Below are 15573 nucleotides of genomic sequence, written 5' to 3'. Positions count from 1 at the left end.
TCACATGCTCACGACTAGGCCAGCGCCCAGGCTTGGGTGGACCAGCAGAGCGATCCAAAATGAGCGTGCTTTTTACGACGCGCTGCAGTGAATCCCAAAGCAGCTGTGACAGGCGATGCCAGAGGATGCAGGGGCATCGAAAAGCCTGCAAAAACACGGTAATATAATACTCTACATAGCAAGGCTGTGTGTCAAGAATTTAGAAACCGCGCTGTATCTCCGCTTAAAAGTCGCGTGGCAGGTAAGCAACCATTGACAATCAGGCCTTGCTTGCAAAGATTCGATGATCCGTGGGGCCAGGCTAACGTCAAGAAAGGATTACCTGCTACGCCATCAGCCAAGCCCTAGAAATCCCCGTATAAAGCTATCATACGTTGCATTACAAGCGCGTGGCTTGAGCGCCTAACGCTAATGAATGAGCATGAGGTACCTAATGAGCATCATCTACTCACCACTGTTCAAATGCATGGAAGCTGTCTGTATGTTGTCTCATGCTCGGCACCTTCGGCGGACGCTCGGAACCCGAGCCTGCCCTAGGAGTCAGCGGCTGCTCAACAAAATGGAGTTCAAGGCCGAAAATCTTGCTGGAGAAGCAGGCTACGACGCCGCAAGTCGTGGGATGTCAGCTCAGGTACCTGCATGCTTGAAGTCATTCCGCGTTCTAGCTAATGCATTCATGGCCGAACACGCTCAGGTCACAGATCACTTACGCTTTGAGCAGCATGTCTCACCGCGAAGCCAGCAGTCCTCATGACTACCGATAGCCTGCGCTTCAAACACGTTTGGGTATTCAGAGACCCTCCGGGTCGGCAGGGAAGATCTTGGCGGGTGGCGCCGCGCTGCATACACCTCTCCATTAGGCCCCAGGGCGAATCCCATATGAGAAGCTCTAGTGCCAGGGCACGAATCCAGATCCTGCGTTAGGAGACTTTCCGCTGCAGCTGGCTCATGCGTGTCTCCCGAGGGTTTTGCATGCGTACTGTGCCAGCGGTGGAACCCTCACCCCATTCGTCAGATGGGTTGCTCCTGTCCCAATGACAGATTCAAAGATGGGCTTATCAAACCACGCGGGGGCCTTTTTTAAAGTTTACCGATAACGGTAAATTTTACTTGCTACTCTCAATCGAATCTACTAAAGTTAACCGCAACAGGTTAACTGGGATTTAAAGATGAGCAAGCATAATTTCTCCGTAAAATGCGCAAGAATTTGCGGTCATTTCGATCTAATTTCTATGACCTATGGTTCAAAGGCCGAGAACACCCACGCTCGCCTTTATGCCGCTAATACGCTGTGCAGCGCGTGCGTTGATAGCCTCATTGGGATTGTAAAGCCAGCTGATAAAGGCTTCTTCAAGCTCGACTTGCCACCCCTACGAGGGACACCCCGCGCTGTTTCGTATGCTAACTCTATCCGCATCCAGCGCTTGCGCTACGTTGGCCCAATCATGGCAAAGCTTCAAAAGATGGACGATCCTTTCGCCCAGATATCGCTAGCTATCTTTAAGATGATGTTCAAAATCAGCTCCTCCTCGTTCTGGATCAATGGTAAAGATTTCAGCAACGATTGGAACTGGATGTCTTTCGAAATTGCTGCGCTAATGCGCAAGACACGTACATCGGCGCTTAATCCAATGCCAAACTCCGCCCATGCATATTGGCTCGCCACAGACCAAGCTGTAATTGCAGACGCAGCTAACGCTCTGCAACTGCTTCCACCAGCCCAGGGCCATATTGAGCCCGCAGTACCAGCGGTTGAGGCCCATTGCGCGGTCAATTGAGAAAATTCTCGGTTGACCTCGATTCTAACCTCAACCCTCAGGGATGACAGGGTTGGTGCAAGATCTTTATCAAGATCTTGCATTCATATACATTGCGAGTGAGGATGGTCATCCATCTTTTCGCTCGCAACGTCGTGGCGCTTACAATCACCTGTGGGACGACCTTTACTATCGAGCCTTTACTACCCTTCAAATATATGAGTTGCTATGGCCAACCTTAATCTCTTCTACGAGGTTCAGCTGTCTTCTGCAAAGAACGCAGTATGGATTCATTCATCTTGCGGTAGCACGGTAGGCCGGTTCGGCCGAATGGGTATAGATCTACACACTACCGTGGCTGAGCAATTGGCCGGTGCGCCTGAGTGCCGACACTGCACTCATGGCAAGCCAACTTCTCAGGACTGGTCTACATTTCGGTTGCTGGCTATGGAATTTTGGGGTGTTGACGTGCCCTTCGATGCCTTTGATCCTGCATTTTTTAGTACGGATGCAGCGCAATGAAGGGCAACTCAAGTCCTCACCGTCTTGTAGTTTCAAAATGCTCTGTTTGCCTGATGGTTATCGACTTGAGCGCTGGCGTAGGCCATGCGGAGTGAAAGCCTTGGCGATCCCGTGCCTCTGTGCTCCAAGCATCTTTCGAAAGTGCCGAACCTCCAGAGCCTCGGCTTGTGACCGGGATAATCTCAACCTGGCGCGTCAGTAGTTGGCCAATTTACTGGAGGAGCTCAAGCTCATTCCTGTAATGACACAACCGCTAGCGCCAGCAGAGTGCGGCTCTATACAGTCCCGCGCTGCCAGGTACAGCTTATCTACTTCACGCACAGCAAGGCTCGTGAGAGCTGCGCGATCTGCTATGCGGCTCGGACAATGCTGACCATGCAGGTCATGGCCCGTATCACCGATCGCTGTACCAAAGACTCTTGAGGCCCAGGATGAACCACCCCGACCATCACTCCCCTACCCTTCGGCCTTACGAGATACGAGCGCTCGCGTCAGCTCCATTAGAGCGCGAGTTGCTACAGCCAAATACGATCGGCGAAATACCAGTGGCCATGGTGGTTGCATCTCCTCACCAGCCAAGGCTTGTGTTCAACATGCACCGACTGAGCGAACTGAAGGAGTCGATCGGAATTCAAGGTCTCATCAAACCGATCATGGTGAGGCTTACCGCAGCGGGGTATGAGCTCATAGGCGGTGAGCGCCGCTGGCGCGCAGTGGTTGCGCTTGGCTGGGAGACCATACCGGCAATGGTACGAGAAATCTCCGACGCGCAAGCCATGCTGCTGGCGATGTTGGACAACATTGATGAGCCCTTGACCGACTATGAAAATGCATTAGCGTACGCCCGTATCCTAAGGCTTGGGCATGAGCGGAGCCAAGCATCGCTGGCGGCCAGCTTGGGCATCAATAAATCGATTGTAAGCCGCTGTCTGCTGCTCGTTGAGTTACCTGAGAACATTCAGGCAATTTTGCGAGAGAAACCAGGACTTATCACCGCCAACTATGCCAAAAAGTTCATCGACTACACGAAGCAGGATGCATTCGTTGTCGAGCGTGTGATTCGGTCGGCGATGACCAACAAAGACCCTGCTAAATGCCTTGGCCAAGTAGCAACCCTCCAGCTAATTGGGCAGCGACTTAGTGCCTGCACCCAGGTCGACTCTCAAATTCGACCAAAGCGCCTCACAGGATTTGGAACGATGAAGATTAAAGGGCAGAGGCTAGAGATCAAATGTGAGGCAGGGATTGACCCTATCCTTTTGCAAGAGCACTTCGAGAAATTTCTTAGCCAGATCGATCCTTCAATTTTGCGCGCCGAGCACAGTGCCAAGAAACAGGAGTGATTCAATGACGTTCACATGGGAAGCACAGGACGTTGATCCAGGTCGCACAGTTGATACGAGCGATCGTGATGAGCGCTACACTTCTCACCAAATGGCCTGCAAAATTGGGGTGGACTGTTTTGATCTTGATCGTCGCCCTTCATTGCCACCTCTGATGTCGTTTGCGAACTTTCAGAAGCATCCCCCAGTGTTCAGGAGTCGGGAGCATGAGGAAGGTGATGAGTAGCGCGCCAGTTCGGCACAAGCCCCGCAAAAAGCGGGGCTTAGCCAGTAGAAGCGTATGGAAAAGGTCCATATGCAAAGACGGAAGACCTTCGTGAAGAAAAGCATCATTGCTGCGCCAGTTCTTACCCTGCTCGCTCTCGCAGGTTGCGCATCAGCCCCATCCCAGCAAGACCAAGAAGCCACTGTAGCGTATAAGGTCACCTCTCCACCTCTGTTCCCAGGTCAAATCCCACTGGTGATCAACCAAGCTCCTTCTCTCAGGGTCGGCGGTAACGAAAAAGCTATCGGCCTGTTTTCCTTGCGTGAATGCAATTCCGACAAAACTGATTGCAAGGTTGGTCAAGGGAAGGTGGACGCCTACGTAAAAGTCGTTTCCCTGGGGGCTGAAAGTGCCACCGTCCAGGTTGCCTTGAACATGGATATTGGTGCTGAGCAGACAGCAGGTGGTAAGAGCAAAACCGCGAGCATGAGCATGAGCCGTTCGCTGAGCAAAGACCTCCCTATCCTGACCGACAACCAGTCGCTTACTAAAATGGTAGATCTGCCTTACGGGGCCATTGGTCGTATCGATATGAAGCACGGCGTGACCTTCCGTATGTGCGTACTCACAAAAGCGGCGATTGCTGCAAGCGGCTGCTCGGGCAAAGAGGTGGTCCTGGCATCTCAGTAAAAGTCATCCAGCCTGGTGAGCCTACACCTCGAAACGAGCCCGCTACAGCGGGCTCATTCGGTCAATTCGTTGGGCAGCTTTTGCTCGGCTCCAGGAGCAATCGACAGACACAGTACCTACCGGTCCGCAGATCACTGTCCCGTCAGTGCTGGCGCCAATCCCCACTCTCAAATTCCGAGCTGTCCACACCTAGGTTGCGGAGCCGCAGTTGTTTTTTGGTTAAGAGATTAAGAGCGGGATAAGAACGGATAGGTTGAGGTTTTCTTCGGATTTACCCGTTCCCACGCTGGCCTGGACCTAAAAGTCCGGCCTAACAAACCTACGTCATAGAGCGTCCGATACCTACAACATAGGGCGCATTGGACCTCCAACCTGTTTTTTCCGACCTATTTTATTCACAGACTTATCAACAGAAAGACCCAAAATGCCCCGATTTGAGCTTTGAAACTGGGGATGAGCGCACTGATCCTCCAACGCTTAGCACTCAGCTGCGTTACGTGATCTGGTGATTCGAACATTGAGCTCACAGAACCTACAACCCATAGATGAACGGGCGCGGCAAACCTCCAACCGTCGTGCTTACGCAGGAACGTTGAGCCCCCTGAACCTACAACAATCCGGATATTGGGCGCGTCATACCTACAACAAAATCCCAGTTATTCACAGGGTTAGCCACAACACCTAAAAGCCATCTCACCAGCTTTGACCCGCTTCAGGTTCGCTACCCAATCAGCCATAATGTGCATCCTGGTTGTAGGTTTGAAGCGCTGCACTTGGAACCATTCGACTTAATTCGGGTAATTGGTAGTAGGTTTGTTGCGCTCTAGATCCGCTCGCATTGGCAGGATCCCCAATCCAGAGCGCATCTAGGTTCGTTGCCCCGGACCCTTGGCTTGCTGCCAGCGTTGAAGGTGTAGTGCGCCGTATCGTTCCTGCTGATGCACCCCACCCATAGCTCCAATGCATTCTCGAAGGCCATTGGCGACGAAATCCAATAGATGGAGCTGGTCTCGTGTTGTACTGGTGGCCTGAGTTGGCCAGAGTGCGCTCCTGCAGCTGGAAGGGCTTCCCAGGGCATCTGAGCGTAGCGGTGGTGTTCGGCCTAACTCTCAACTGCGGCAGCGGGCCACTCTCTTCACATCAGTTACCTGCGCTATTGGCGCCCTCACCTTTGGATGCCTCAGGCATAAGGGCGCCAACAAACCGAGTAAGTCGCCCAACATCATGAATTTCAAAGGGTGATGGAGGTTCTGTGCGCCCAATCAAGCAAATGTAGCTGATCGGGTTGGAGGTTTGCTGGGCTGCATTTTGCAGGGCGCTTCGCGGGGGTGATTCAGACCGGCCGCTGCGCTGATGTCCGTCATATGCCAGGAAGGGTGTTGGAGGAATTCTGCGCTCAATTTGCTGCAACGTTCTCCAGATCGTCAAAAACATTGTCCGTGCCATTGTCCAGTGACGAGCCGCTATTTGACGAGCCGGGTTGGTGAGCGATAGCAGAGCGGACGTCATTCAGGGCGGCACGCCCAGTCACGACGCTTTGTTTCTTGTTGGCGCGCATAACTTTCTTGCGGAACGACTCTGTCGGGAAGACCTCATAGGCCACATCGACTGTCTGTCGACGATCTTGGGGGTTTTTTATCATTGTCTCATTCCAGTTCGGGAGTATCACGTCCTCCTCGGCCAGGGCCGTGAGCGCCAGGCGAATGGCTCGCATGTTGTCCTTCATGCGCGGCGACAGCCCCCTTGGGCTGCTTTCAAGAAAAGGGACCAGCTTGAACTGGTACGGATTGTCAAGGGAGGCTTGAGCCCAATAGTGCGACATCCGCTTGAAGAAATAGCGTCCCAAGTCTGATCGGATATTCATCGACGTGCTGTAGTCGTACATCCTGAATTGCTGTGTGCGAATCGCATGCTGAACGAGCGGATGGAAGGTTGCGAAGCATTTAGCGGTACCATCTTCTAGGTACGCCTCGCGCCTGCGCACTGCCAATGAAGAGAGGAAGTTGCCGCGATACGCATCCCGATCGCTTCCCTTGCCTTGGGAAACTTCCAGCAGGGAGGAGCTCATAACGTCCAAGGCTTCAAGCACTTCGCTGGCGCTGTAGGTATGATTGGTTCGGGCAAGCTCTTTGCGGAGCTGGTTGACGGTAAAGTAGACGCCGATGGTGTGATTGTTCCCGTCCGCTGCCAGCCCGAGATTCCCATTCACTGCGAGCTTGCGAAGCACTTCCTCGACCATTTCTTCACGGGAGCCAGGGTAGAGCATCACGCTTTCGCTCTCCCCGCCCTTCTTGCGCTCAACCACCGCAGGCTTGATCTTCACCTGGTAGACGACGCCACGCGACTTGAAAGAACGGGTGAGTACTCGATTCTTTCTCACCTCCTCCTCAGTGATGGACCAGACGTACTTGGGCAGTGCGTCGTACAGCTCCACAGTGTTGCTGTAGTCCGATTCGGACGGGTCCATAAGCTCGAATAAACGCAACTGAGTGCTCGCTTCGGATGGTATGTCCCCTTGGGCGCTCAATGCTTTTCTTTGCCTTCCCATTTGATTCCCCTGAGCCCAACGTGTGCGGAATGGCTGTCGCGCAGCACTATCACTCAGCACATCATACAAGCCTGCTAGTTCAGCCGCACGCGGACCTGCGCTTGCGTGACCAGCGCAGGCTTCAAAGCTACCATCGCGTAAGCTCGATCGGCGTCAGTCCCTATGATCCAGATGATCGTCAGTCGGAGCGTGCGCGCCACTAATGCGCAGGTCGCACCGTCATGGGGGCTGCGGTGGCCCCCATTGCACGGTTTATGCCTTCGCGCCATTCGATATGCCTGTTCGACTTATTGTTCAAGCCGCTCTGGCGCGCTTTCCCTTCGCTGGAGAAGGAGCGCTGAGTGGGAGACTGTTGGGCAGGTTTGGGGAGCATGATGGAGGTTCAGTGAGCCCGACATCGGCGCCGCGATGGAGGCTAGGAGGATGTTCTTCCTCCCCAGCCCTGGCAACATCTTCGGGTTAAGCGCCAGCTACTAGCTTGTTGACGCTTGTGATCTCGTTGTTCCAGACCATCTCGTAGTGGCTCGACTGGATGATCGAGGCGACATGGCGTGGAGTTGTCAGAGCCCAGCAAGTGTTGCCTTCCGAACGCACCGAGTGATAGCGCAAGCCCGGTGCTTTGGCCTTCTTCACATCTGTGCCGAGGGCGCGGGAGGCTGCGTAGTTGTCCGGAGCGTAGATTGGGTGCGTAAAAGGCAGGGTGGTAGCATCTAGCACCCCTACTTCGTCAAATTGGCACACCAGGCCACGGAAGACGAACCGCTCATAGTTCAGGCCGTGAACATTGCTCCAGTACGCTTGCTGGTGGTGGCGCACCTCAGCAATGGCCGTTTCCATGGTGTCGGCCAGATATAGCATGCCGAACGATCCGTCGCCAAAGCGCGACCCATCTGGGTTCACATGAGTGAATGGGGCTGTTGCATACGAGCACCCATTGATACCGAATGGGATCTCGCTGCGCGGGATCAGTTTGAGGCTACCCACCTCGTTTTGCAGTCGTGGGTTAGTCAGCGCCTGGATTTCATACAGGATGTCGAACTCATCGGCGCTGGCCACGTCATCGAAGAGGGCGATGGGGGGAAACTTCGAGTTCACCAGTCGGTACGACTTGGTGGACTGGCCACCGCGCAGCGGGCTCAGGCTAGCAGCAGTTACCATTGGGCACCTCGCAGCACATCAACGCGGCGGAAGGTTTCGTACAGCTGGATAAAGGAGCCACCAGCCATAATGTCCAGCGGTGGGCGCCCATCGAAGAACTCATTACCGTTCGGCATCGAGGGGAACCCGTAAACGTTCTCAGGGTTGTCGAAGATCGTGCGCAGACTCGCGTGAATGTTGAGCACGAGGCTTATGCGTTCAAGCTGGTCTCCATCGAGGCTAACCGATCGATGTTCGTCCTTAGAGCGCACATAGGTACTGCGTGAGATACGCAGGACGTTTTCGATCTGCTTGGAGGTAGCTTGCCACTTCTCCATGATGTTGACGGCTGCGCGCAGCGCAACGGCGCCTTTGTCTTTGCCCGAGTTGGATGTGGTGCTTGCTGCAGTGCTCATTTTCGTCACCCCGAATTCTTGTCTACAGATACAAATATACATAAATTGCGTCTTTAGATCAAGCGGGAGCGAGCTTCATGTGTTGTGAGAGCGTCGAGCCTAGGATTAGAGAGGATTCAGGCGCAGCAATCCTACAACGCGCTGCCGGTGCTGGAGTCGATTCGCGGGGGGCGGTCGGGGCGCTGCGGCCCCTAGCGATCAAGAGCCCAAGCCGAGCTCTCGTGTACGGTAGAAGCCCGCGATGCTGCTGACAGAGTAATGTATGGCTTCGAGTTCGCGGACCCATTCTTCGAGCTGCTGAGTAGTTATGTCGTTCGTCATGCATACAGCGGCTTCATTCGTGCCCTTTACCAGGTATGCCCGAAGAGCCTCCACAGCGGTCTCACCGTCTATGCGGCTAAGTCGTAAAAGACCATCAAAGTGGATTTGATCAACAACACCAGGTGTAAGGCTCGACACCATGTGATGAACCTTGGTGATGTCCGAAATCTTCCTATTGAGCAACGAACGTGAGACGCCGAATGTTTCGCTGGCGGTGATCTGCGGTATTTTTCTGACCAGGTGTGCACGCAGCGCCGCGAGTATCCTTTCACTAGTGATATTGGTGAGTCGCACCAGGTGGTCCAGTTCATCGTCGGTGAGCCTGCCAGGCTCCAATTTGCTACTCATGATTTTCTCAACGCCGTGGGTTGAATTAACTGATAACGGTTAGCTTTCTCGTGCATGCTCCGGAGCCGCAACGGTTAGCTGCGGTTGAGCCACTTCCCTCAGGGTGGACTTGCTGACAGATGAACCTGTCTACATCGAGGGAAGTGGCAATCCGAGTGCCCTTAGGGCGGCCACTCAGAAGAAGGTGTGGTTGGATGTTCCAAACGAGTCACCCCCATCAAGAGCCTGTTTCCAGAAATGCCCTCGGTGCTCGGCGTCGTTGGGGATGATCTTGTGTTCCACTAGGATGCTCCTCGCATCAAGTGTTCGGTACCGCTTGCAGGGAGGGCGGAACGCTGCGCGACAGATTTAATTCAAAGAAAACCATGTGGATTTAGAGAATTAAAACTGTCGCAGGGAAGGCAAGCGCCCTTCGGTCTCAAGCTTGGTTCGGAGAAAGCGCAAAACTGTCGCAACCCCAGATTCGGTGGTTGGAGAGCCATGCGCCGGGGAATTAAAGCTGTCGCACCGTGGGTAAGGATGTCATGAGGGGTACAAGAAAGCCCCGCAAGCGGGGCTTTGTTTCAGACTCGGCGGGTTGCCGTTTCGTAGACTTCATCGTCCCGCCTAGCACCCACGCACACAATCAGTATGATTTCTGTGCCAACCACCTTGTAAACGATGCGGAGATTGCCCGTCCTGATTCTGCGGTGACCGGCAAGCACGCCACTGAGGGCCTTCCCGATTTTGTCGGGCTCTCCTTCGGCGATCCTCTCTTCAATCACCTTGAACACTCTGTGCGCTCCGGCTTTGCCTAGCTGTTCGAGGTCGAAATACACCTCAGGGTGGAACCGTACACTCCAACTCATTTCCTAATGCCTACTCAAAGCGAGCCTTCATGTCCTCCAAGCTCACTGTGTTCTGAATATCCAGGGTAGACAGACGTTCAATAGCCAAGCGCTCAGCGCGAAGATCTTCTAGCTCATCCTGCAATGCCTGGTAGGTATCAACACCCACCAGGACTGCTGCGGGCTCGTTGTCTTTGAAAATCACCAGATGGGTAACATCACCGTTGGTGACCTCCTTCAGTTTCGCGCTGAAGCCTCGAACCATTGCTGTAGCGGACACCGCCTGGTCAGCCCGGTCTAGGAGTGCACTCATGTGGTTGCCTTTTGCGTATGTTGTCAGTCGAGTAGGAGTAGGAGTAGGAATCGAAATAGCTGACGAGTAAGGATTAGGTTCAGAGACGAATGAGTAGGAGTAATGGGTAATAGGAGAAGTAGAAGTATTTGTCGTCTTTAGAGTACGTCGGCAAACATGGTGCCGTGGTGATTATACGCACAATCATGTGTAAAACAATACGCGAATGGAAAACGACGAATGGGGCCTTCCACCGGCCGCACCGGTGGTCCTGCACCGGCGATCAACTCACCTCCTAGCCTTCGGCTTCAGGGGTAAGCCGAACCCCCTCCGACGCGGATGTACTACCGCTCTGTCGCCGCTTCCAGTCTGGTCAATGGATTTCTCTGCTGTACCTCAAGCATTGTTGCGACAGCCTTTAAAACCTCGCGACAGCTTTAATTCTTCGAAATGACATGCAGCACGACCCTGTACCACGGACGCAGTCAATTTTGTACCACAGGCCCTACACTACTGTACCACAGGGGTGTATCATCGCCGCAAAGACAAGGCCATTGCTGCGCCTTGCCACAGGGAAATCCAACCAACTTTGGGGGCGCCACTCGTGGTACTCAAGAAATCTCAGAAGCCTCTATTTGACTTCTCCAGAAAACCATTGCCAGTGATCGTAGCTGCCAACTACAAAGGTGGAGTCGGTAAGTCGGTTACCAGTCGTACTCTGGTTCAGGGACTGTCAATGCACCCTGAATATCACCAGGGCAAGCCAATCCTTTACATTGACTTGGACTCGCAGGGCAACACGGGGCGCCGCTGGAATCTACTTGAACCAATTCAGGGCATGCCCTTTACAACTCCGCGCCCGCACCCTCAGTTGCTCGCGGATAAGGAGAGCAATGTCCGTTCCTCCATCTGTGACCTCTGGTTGGACTTATTGGGCCTGGGTGATGAAGCGTTCTTGCCCGTGCCTTATCCAAGCAACACTGGGCAAATCCTCCAGTCTATGGGGGAGATCAACAAAGACATCGCCCAGCCAATCGGCAATAACCTGATCCACATCGTGCCGAATGATGAGCGGCAGCTCATTGACGTCCAGACCTTCAAGAAGGACTCGAAGCTTGCAAGAGCTGCAGCTGACAGCTTGAGGGAATGGCTTCGTTCGCCTGAATTGGCCGAGCAGTACAGCTTCGTGGTGATTGACACGCCTCCGACCCGGACCGCTGTAATCGACATCGCGATTAGCGCCGCCACCCACATTTACATCCCGTTCATCCCTGAGCCGCAAAGCTTGGACGGCATGTATTCCATGATCAGCTACTTCCTGACCATGGTCAGTGATCGCCGAGAATCCAAGGAGAAGGTCCCAGTCCCGTTGGAGTTTTTAGGCATTCTGCCAAACATCGTTCGGAAAAATACGAAGGTGCACAAAGAAGGCTTTGCAAGCCTGAAAGGGACACAGCTTGAAAAGTACCTCTTGAAATGTGGTTTAGCTCAAGCGGTTGCTTACCCTGAAACGGATAACTGGCTTAACAGCCCGGAGCACGTTTTTGCCGACAAGGAGAGCAAAACCCACCTCCAGGCGACCAAGTTCGTGAAGGAAATTGCCGACAAAGTGATGGCATCTCGTGCTCAGTGGGGAGACTTCTAATGGCTAGGAAGGTCGTTCAACGCTCAGCCGTACAAACCACCACTGACTTTGGGCTGCTCTCAGGTCGGAACAATATCGACAACGCAAGTAGTTCCTTGCGTCCGGTCTCGCGGCTGCCAGCGTCCTCTGTTCACCCCGTCGAAACAAACCCGCGCTTCCTGGAGCTGCGTGAAGCTCACATTGTCCAGCCTCAAATCACTGCCAACAGTGAGCGGCATCCAAGCTCTTCACACATCAACAAATTGTCCTTGCGGCGTACCTTCGAGTGGATCGAAAAGGTCAAAAAAGGCTGGCTTCAATCTCCAGCAGGTCAAGCTTGGTTAGCAGATGAAGCCCGTGCGGGGCATGAGCTCAAATTTGACAGTCCCAATGAGCAGGAGCTTGCGAGTATATGGAGAGCTCGCTGTAGGCGCTGGCACGAACGCGTGAGTCGCATGTTGCTGCGTGCGGCACCAGACTCCGCCACTGCTAAGCGCTGGGCAGCGCTTACGGGGCGTGACCCTTCAAGTTTCACTAGGGAAGCTCTCGACCCAAAAGACCGCATCATTGGCACAGGGATCGTTCACCAGTGGGCTGAATTGATTGCGTTGTCGGCGAACGTTCACAAGGATGGCCTTGGGACACCCGTGGTTGTAAGGCCTGACGGAGCAGGATTTGCCATCGTGGGAGGCGAGCGGCGCTATTGGGCTTGCTGTCTGGCGAGCATTGACCATATACCTTGCGTAGGCGGCGAAGCTGACGAGTTGACAGCTTTCAGCCTCACTATTCACGAAAACCTTGATCGCGAGGACATCGCCCTCCGTTCCCAGGTGCGTGCCATGCGCAAATTCGTGGAAATGTCGACCAAGCAGCCTTGCGGCCCTGGCAACAAGCAAATCAAGCTTTCCTTCTTCCAGACGGAGTATGGCCGCTCGAAAAGCTGGTGCCATCGCTGGCGCGTCATCTGCCTGTTGCCGGAAGGGTGCGAAGTCCTAGACAAGGTGTATAACCGTGACTTCACCTCGATCATTGAGGTAGACCTTGCTGCTCGGGCATTCCTGAAAAAACTCAAGGACGCGCCCAAGGACCAGGATGAGGATGAGCAGGTCGACAGCAACTCTGGAACTCCCCCAGGCAGTGGTACCGGCCCCAGCACCCCTCCACCACCCCCGAGCACCCCTTCACCCCGACCAGCAGTTCAGCTGGCGCGTGCTAAGGTGCGACTTCCTGGCACTGAGGCTGGCAAACGAATCCTCTCTGCGCTTAAGAACACTGAGGGGTTGAATGAGCAGAGTCAGGAAGCAATCGATGTTGCTTTGAGGGGTTGGGCTGCAGCTCCAGAAAATCAGCGAAAAAAATACCTGGAGAGCGTTATCGAACAGATGGCCCAAGGACTCGACTACCTTGACGAGGTGGACGATTAATATGGCCCGCCAACCAGCATCTTCATCGAGACGACCGGTTGCTCCAGCCGTGCCTACAACTTCCTACCCGGTGTGGCTCCCTAATGATCAGTTTGACCTGATCTTCGAAGCCCAGCAGCAGTCGGGCAAAGAATGGCCAGTGTGGATTGCAGTTGCGATTGCAAGTTTCATGAAAGAGCCGCATGAAGAAATCACCTCTCTCCTCACCACATTCGTACGTGATCGGAAAAACAAAACCCGCACCAACCTTCGCATTTCTAAAGCAACACTCGAATTGATTGAGACCGTTTGCAAAGATCATGGCGTCGGGACCAAACAGGCCTGCTTGCAGCATGCCTTGTTCATGTACGCACTGCGGACTCATAAATCTGGAAACTGAACTTCTACCTAAACCACGCTGTCTCATGCTTTGCTATACTTGCAATTAGTTCTACGCCCCATCCTGTGCCTCTGGACAAGAGGTGTTTATCGAAGACGACATGCCCTCCCGTGTCGACCTTCAAATCCGCCGCATAGGCGGGTGAAAGGTGAGCTCCCTTTGGGGAGCGATCCTGACATACCTACTCTGCCGAATAGGCAGCAGTGTAGTCTTAAGCTGCCCCAGGCCCGCATAAGCAACAACGTGCGGGCTTGGTGGCGCTCTACCCTGCCGTTGCTACTAGCAACTGAGTGGTCTGCTGAATAAGCAGTATTCCAACCACTGAGAACAAATGCTGTGAGTCTTCGCTTTTCAACTACTGATGCTGTCTCACGCGGGATGATCACACAAGAGCAAGCCGATCAGATTGATCTAGCTGGAAAAGGGCGCCCGACTTTCGAAAGCCTTGGGTTAGCCAAGGGTAAATTAGCTCGAAAGAAAGTTAGTTTGCCGCCAGCGGCTGCACAATTGGCTGCGCTCTCCAAAGAGACGAATGAATACCCTCAGAGAAAGCTATATGAAGTCCTCTGCAAGGAGTTACCTGGTGTCCCAGTATGGGAGAAGAAAGGACTGATACCGGGTCGGAAATATAGGGCTGATATATACTTACCCCCCTCTTCTATAGTTATAGAATTTGACGGCTACCAGTTTCACTCCAGCCTGAGTGCGTTCCAATCCGATCGGTTGAGGTCCAACCTTTTTACGCTGCATGGATATCGAATGATCCATACCTTTGCTAGACAGGTGCTGGACGATGAACAGCTGCGAGATCTTGTTGATCTGATTGTTCAGGCGCACAACACACCAGTTCTAAACTCCCGATAGATGGTGACTAGAAATAGAAACGCCAGCTCCGAATGGAGCTGGCGCTAGCCACTTATTCAGCGGATGCTTTGATTTTTCTGCGCCCTTCGTGTGATGAAGGGAGAGCAAAACCGCTTACGCAGCGGATTTGAAAGCTACCGCATATTCTGCGGAATGACTCATGGCCACGAATCCTTCCTAGCCTGAGACAGATGCTCTTTCGGGGGGCTGTAGACATCGTGGATGTTTCCAGCGGCCAGCATGGTAACAGCCTGAGCCAAGATGGGGAACTGCTACGGAGTGCCCTGTGTATCAAAAACGGGGTATTGGCACGCCCAACCCGTAGGTGTTTGGCTCAGCAAAGTCTAAATCCAAATGGCTTGGCCTTACTCGCTGGATGTCCAGTGGAAAGTACATATCTGTTGTCAGCGAGAGGACCATGAGGGTGTGTGTTTCCAAGAAGACTGGATCGTATGTCTTTGGGGTTTCACCGCGGGCGATGGCGCGGCGCTCGTAGCGCCTGGCCTGTGCCTTGCTGCGTACTCGCTCGGTCTGCCTGTTACGCTTGAACATCCAGGTGGCTTTTGCCCCCTCGGGTACGTCCTTGACGAAGCCCAGTACAAAAGGTTTTTTGCCTTTAGCGTTCGTTACCTTGGCGACGTATGACTCCAGAGCGCTGCGCACCTGCGTCAGCTCGACATCGGTACCGAATATGCGCATGACTGACCCGAAGTAGTTGGAAGCGGAAGCCCACTTTGGCCAGTCGAGCGCGATTTTGGCGCCAAGACTGTTCAAGCTATGCACCACCAGCATGACCCGCCGGTACTCAGTGCGAGTTGTAGGACCTTCAAGGCTTTGAATTTCAAAGTACTTGGTCAGATTCAAGGGCATGGGCAA

13 protein-coding genes are annotated in these 15573 nt (G+C 53.7%); 6 read left to right on the top strand and 7 right to left on the bottom strand.

The genetic code is table 11. The features are described from left to right. Positions 1 to 1169 precede the first annotated feature (1169 nt). The 3 genes from SJI00_RS21165 to SJI00_RS21155 all read left to right on the top strand — a co-directional run bounded on the left by SJI00_RS21165 (position 1170) and on the right by SJI00_RS21155 (position 4517). Positions 1170 to 1778, top strand: a complete 609-nt coding sequence (locus SJI00_RS21165; protein WP_322463632.1) for a hypothetical protein — start codon at positions 1170 to 1172, stop codon at positions 1776 to 1778. 932 nt (positions 1779 to 2710) lie between these two features. Beyond that, positions 2711 to 3622: a ParB/RepB/Spo0J family partition protein gene (locus SJI00_RS21160; protein ID WP_322463631.1), complete on the top strand. Its 912-nt coding sequence runs from the start codon at positions 2711 to 2713 to the stop codon at positions 3620 to 3622. 316 nt (positions 3623 to 3938) lie between these two features. Further along, on the top strand, positions 3939 to 4517 hold the full coding sequence (locus tag SJI00_RS21155) for a YajG family lipoprotein (RefSeq protein WP_322463630.1): 579 nt from the start codon (positions 3939 to 3941) through the stop codon (positions 4515 to 4517). A gap of 1396 nt (positions 4518 to 5913) precedes the next feature. Here SJI00_RS21155 and SJI00_RS21150 read toward each other — a convergent pair. The 6 genes from SJI00_RS21150 to SJI00_RS21125 form a co-directional block, all read right to left on the bottom strand. After that, the gene (locus tag SJI00_RS21150; protein WP_322463629.1) at positions 5914 to 7002 is read right to left on the bottom strand and encodes a replication protein; all 1089 of its coding nucleotides are present in this window, start codon (positions 7000 to 7002) and stop codon (positions 5914 to 5916) included. Between the two features lie 522 nt (positions 7003 to 7524). Further along, a complete protein-coding gene (locus SJI00_RS21145) occupies positions 7525 to 8223 on the bottom strand; it encodes an RES family NAD+ phosphorylase (RefSeq protein ID WP_322463628.1) in 699 nt (232 codons plus the stop codon). Then, positions 8217 to 8618 carry an antitoxin Xre-like helix-turn-helix domain-containing protein gene (locus SJI00_RS21140; RefSeq protein WP_322463627.1) on the bottom strand — a complete coding sequence of 134 codons (402 nt, stop codon included), beginning with the start codon at positions 8616 to 8618 and terminating at the stop codon, positions 8217 to 8219. Before SJI00_RS21140 ends, SJI00_RS21145 begins: the two co-directional genes overlap by 7 nt. Positions 8619 to 8816: 198 nt before the next feature. Beyond that, the gene (locus SJI00_RS21135) at positions 8817 to 9287 is read right to left on the bottom strand and encodes a PapB/FocB family fimbrial expression transcriptional regulator (protein ID WP_322463626.1); all 471 of its coding nucleotides are present in this window, start codon (positions 9285 to 9287) and stop codon (positions 8817 to 8819) included. A 563-nt stretch (positions 9288 to 9850) separates the two neighbouring features. Further along, positions 9851 to 10135 carry a type II toxin-antitoxin system RelE family toxin gene (locus tag SJI00_RS21130; protein WP_322463625.1) on the bottom strand — a complete coding sequence of 95 codons (285 nt, stop codon included), beginning with the start codon at positions 10133 to 10135 and terminating at the stop codon, positions 9851 to 9853. Between the two features lie 10 nt (positions 10136 to 10145). Then, a complete protein-coding gene (locus SJI00_RS21125; RefSeq protein WP_322463685.1) occupies positions 10146 to 10379 on the bottom strand; it encodes a type II toxin-antitoxin system Phd/YefM family antitoxin in 234 nt (77 codons plus the stop codon). Between the two features lie 631 nt (positions 10380 to 11010). Between SJI00_RS21125 and SJI00_RS21120 the strand changes: the two genes are divergently transcribed. The 3 genes from SJI00_RS21120 to SJI00_RS21110 are packed head-to-tail and all read left to right on the top strand — an operon-like array spanning position 11011 to position 13833. Then, positions 11011 to 12051 carry a ParA family protein gene (locus SJI00_RS21120; protein ID WP_322463624.1) on the top strand — a complete coding sequence of 347 codons (1041 nt, stop codon included), beginning with the start codon at positions 11011 to 11013 and terminating at the stop codon, positions 12049 to 12051. After that, on the top strand, positions 12051 to 13454 hold the full coding sequence (locus SJI00_RS21115) for a ParB/RepB/Spo0J family partition protein (protein ID WP_322463623.1): 1404 nt from the start codon (positions 12051 to 12053) through the stop codon (positions 13452 to 13454). The genes SJI00_RS21120 and SJI00_RS21115 overlap by 1 nt, the downstream gene beginning before the upstream one ends. Before the next feature lies 1 nt (position 13455). Continuing rightward, positions 13456 to 13833 (top strand): hypothetical protein, encoded by a 378-nt coding sequence (locus tag SJI00_RS21110; RefSeq protein WP_322463622.1) that lies wholly within the window; start codon positions 13456 to 13458, stop codon positions 13831 to 13833. Between the two features lie 1155 nt (positions 13834 to 14988). Here SJI00_RS21110 and SJI00_RS21105 read toward each other — a convergent pair. Then, positions 14989 to 15567, bottom strand: a complete 579-nt coding sequence (locus SJI00_RS21105) for a type I-F CRISPR-associated endoribonuclease Cas6/Csy4 (protein ID WP_322463621.1) — start codon at positions 15565 to 15567, stop codon at positions 14989 to 14991. Positions 15568 to 15573 lie beyond the last annotated feature (6 nt).

The sequence above is a fragment of the Pseudomonas gebzensis genome (assembly GCF_034427815.1).
GTDB lineage: Bacteria > Pseudomonadota > Gammaproteobacteria > Pseudomonadales > Pseudomonadaceae > Aquipseudomonas.
The sequence above is the reverse complement of the archived record's forward strand: the minus strand, read 5'-3'. Positions and strand labels throughout refer to the sequence as shown.

Coding starts and splice junctions, on each gene's coding strand:
- SJI00_RS21165 (WP_322463632.1), top strand. CDS start 1,170: ATGAGCAAGCATAATTTCTCCGTAAAATGCGCAAGAATTTGCGGTCAT.
- SJI00_RS21160 (WP_322463631.1), top strand. CDS start 2,711: ATGAACCACCCCGACCATCACTCCCCTACCCTTCGGCCTTACGAGATA.
- SJI00_RS21145 (WP_322463628.1), bottom strand. CDS start 8,223: ATGGTAACTGCTGCTAGCCTGAGCCCGCTGCGCGGTGGCCAGTCCACC.
- SJI00_RS21140 (WP_322463627.1), bottom strand. CDS start 8,618: ATGAGCACTGCAGCAAGCACCACATCCAACTCGGGCAAAGACAAAGGC.
- SJI00_RS21135 (WP_322463626.1), bottom strand. CDS start 9,287: ATGAGTAGCAAATTGGAGCCTGGCAGGCTCACCGACGATGAACTGGAC.
- SJI00_RS21130 (WP_322463625.1), bottom strand. CDS start 10,135: ATGAGTTGGAGTGTACGGTTCCACCCTGAGGTGTATTTCGACCTCGAA.
- SJI00_RS21125 (WP_322463685.1), bottom strand. CDS start 10,379: ATGGTTCGAGGCTTCAGCGCGAAACTGAAGGAGGTCACCAACGGTGAT.
- SJI00_RS21115 (WP_322463623.1), top strand. CDS start 12,051: ATGGCTAGGAAGGTCGTTCAACGCTCAGCCGTACAAACCACCACTGAC.
- SJI00_RS21110 (WP_322463622.1), top strand. CDS start 13,456: ATGGCCCGCCAACCAGCATCTTCATCGAGACGACCGGTTGCTCCAGCC.
- SJI00_RS21105 (WP_322463621.1), bottom strand. CDS start 15,567: ATGCCCTTGAATCTGACCAAGTACTTTGAAATTCAAAGCCTTGAAGGT.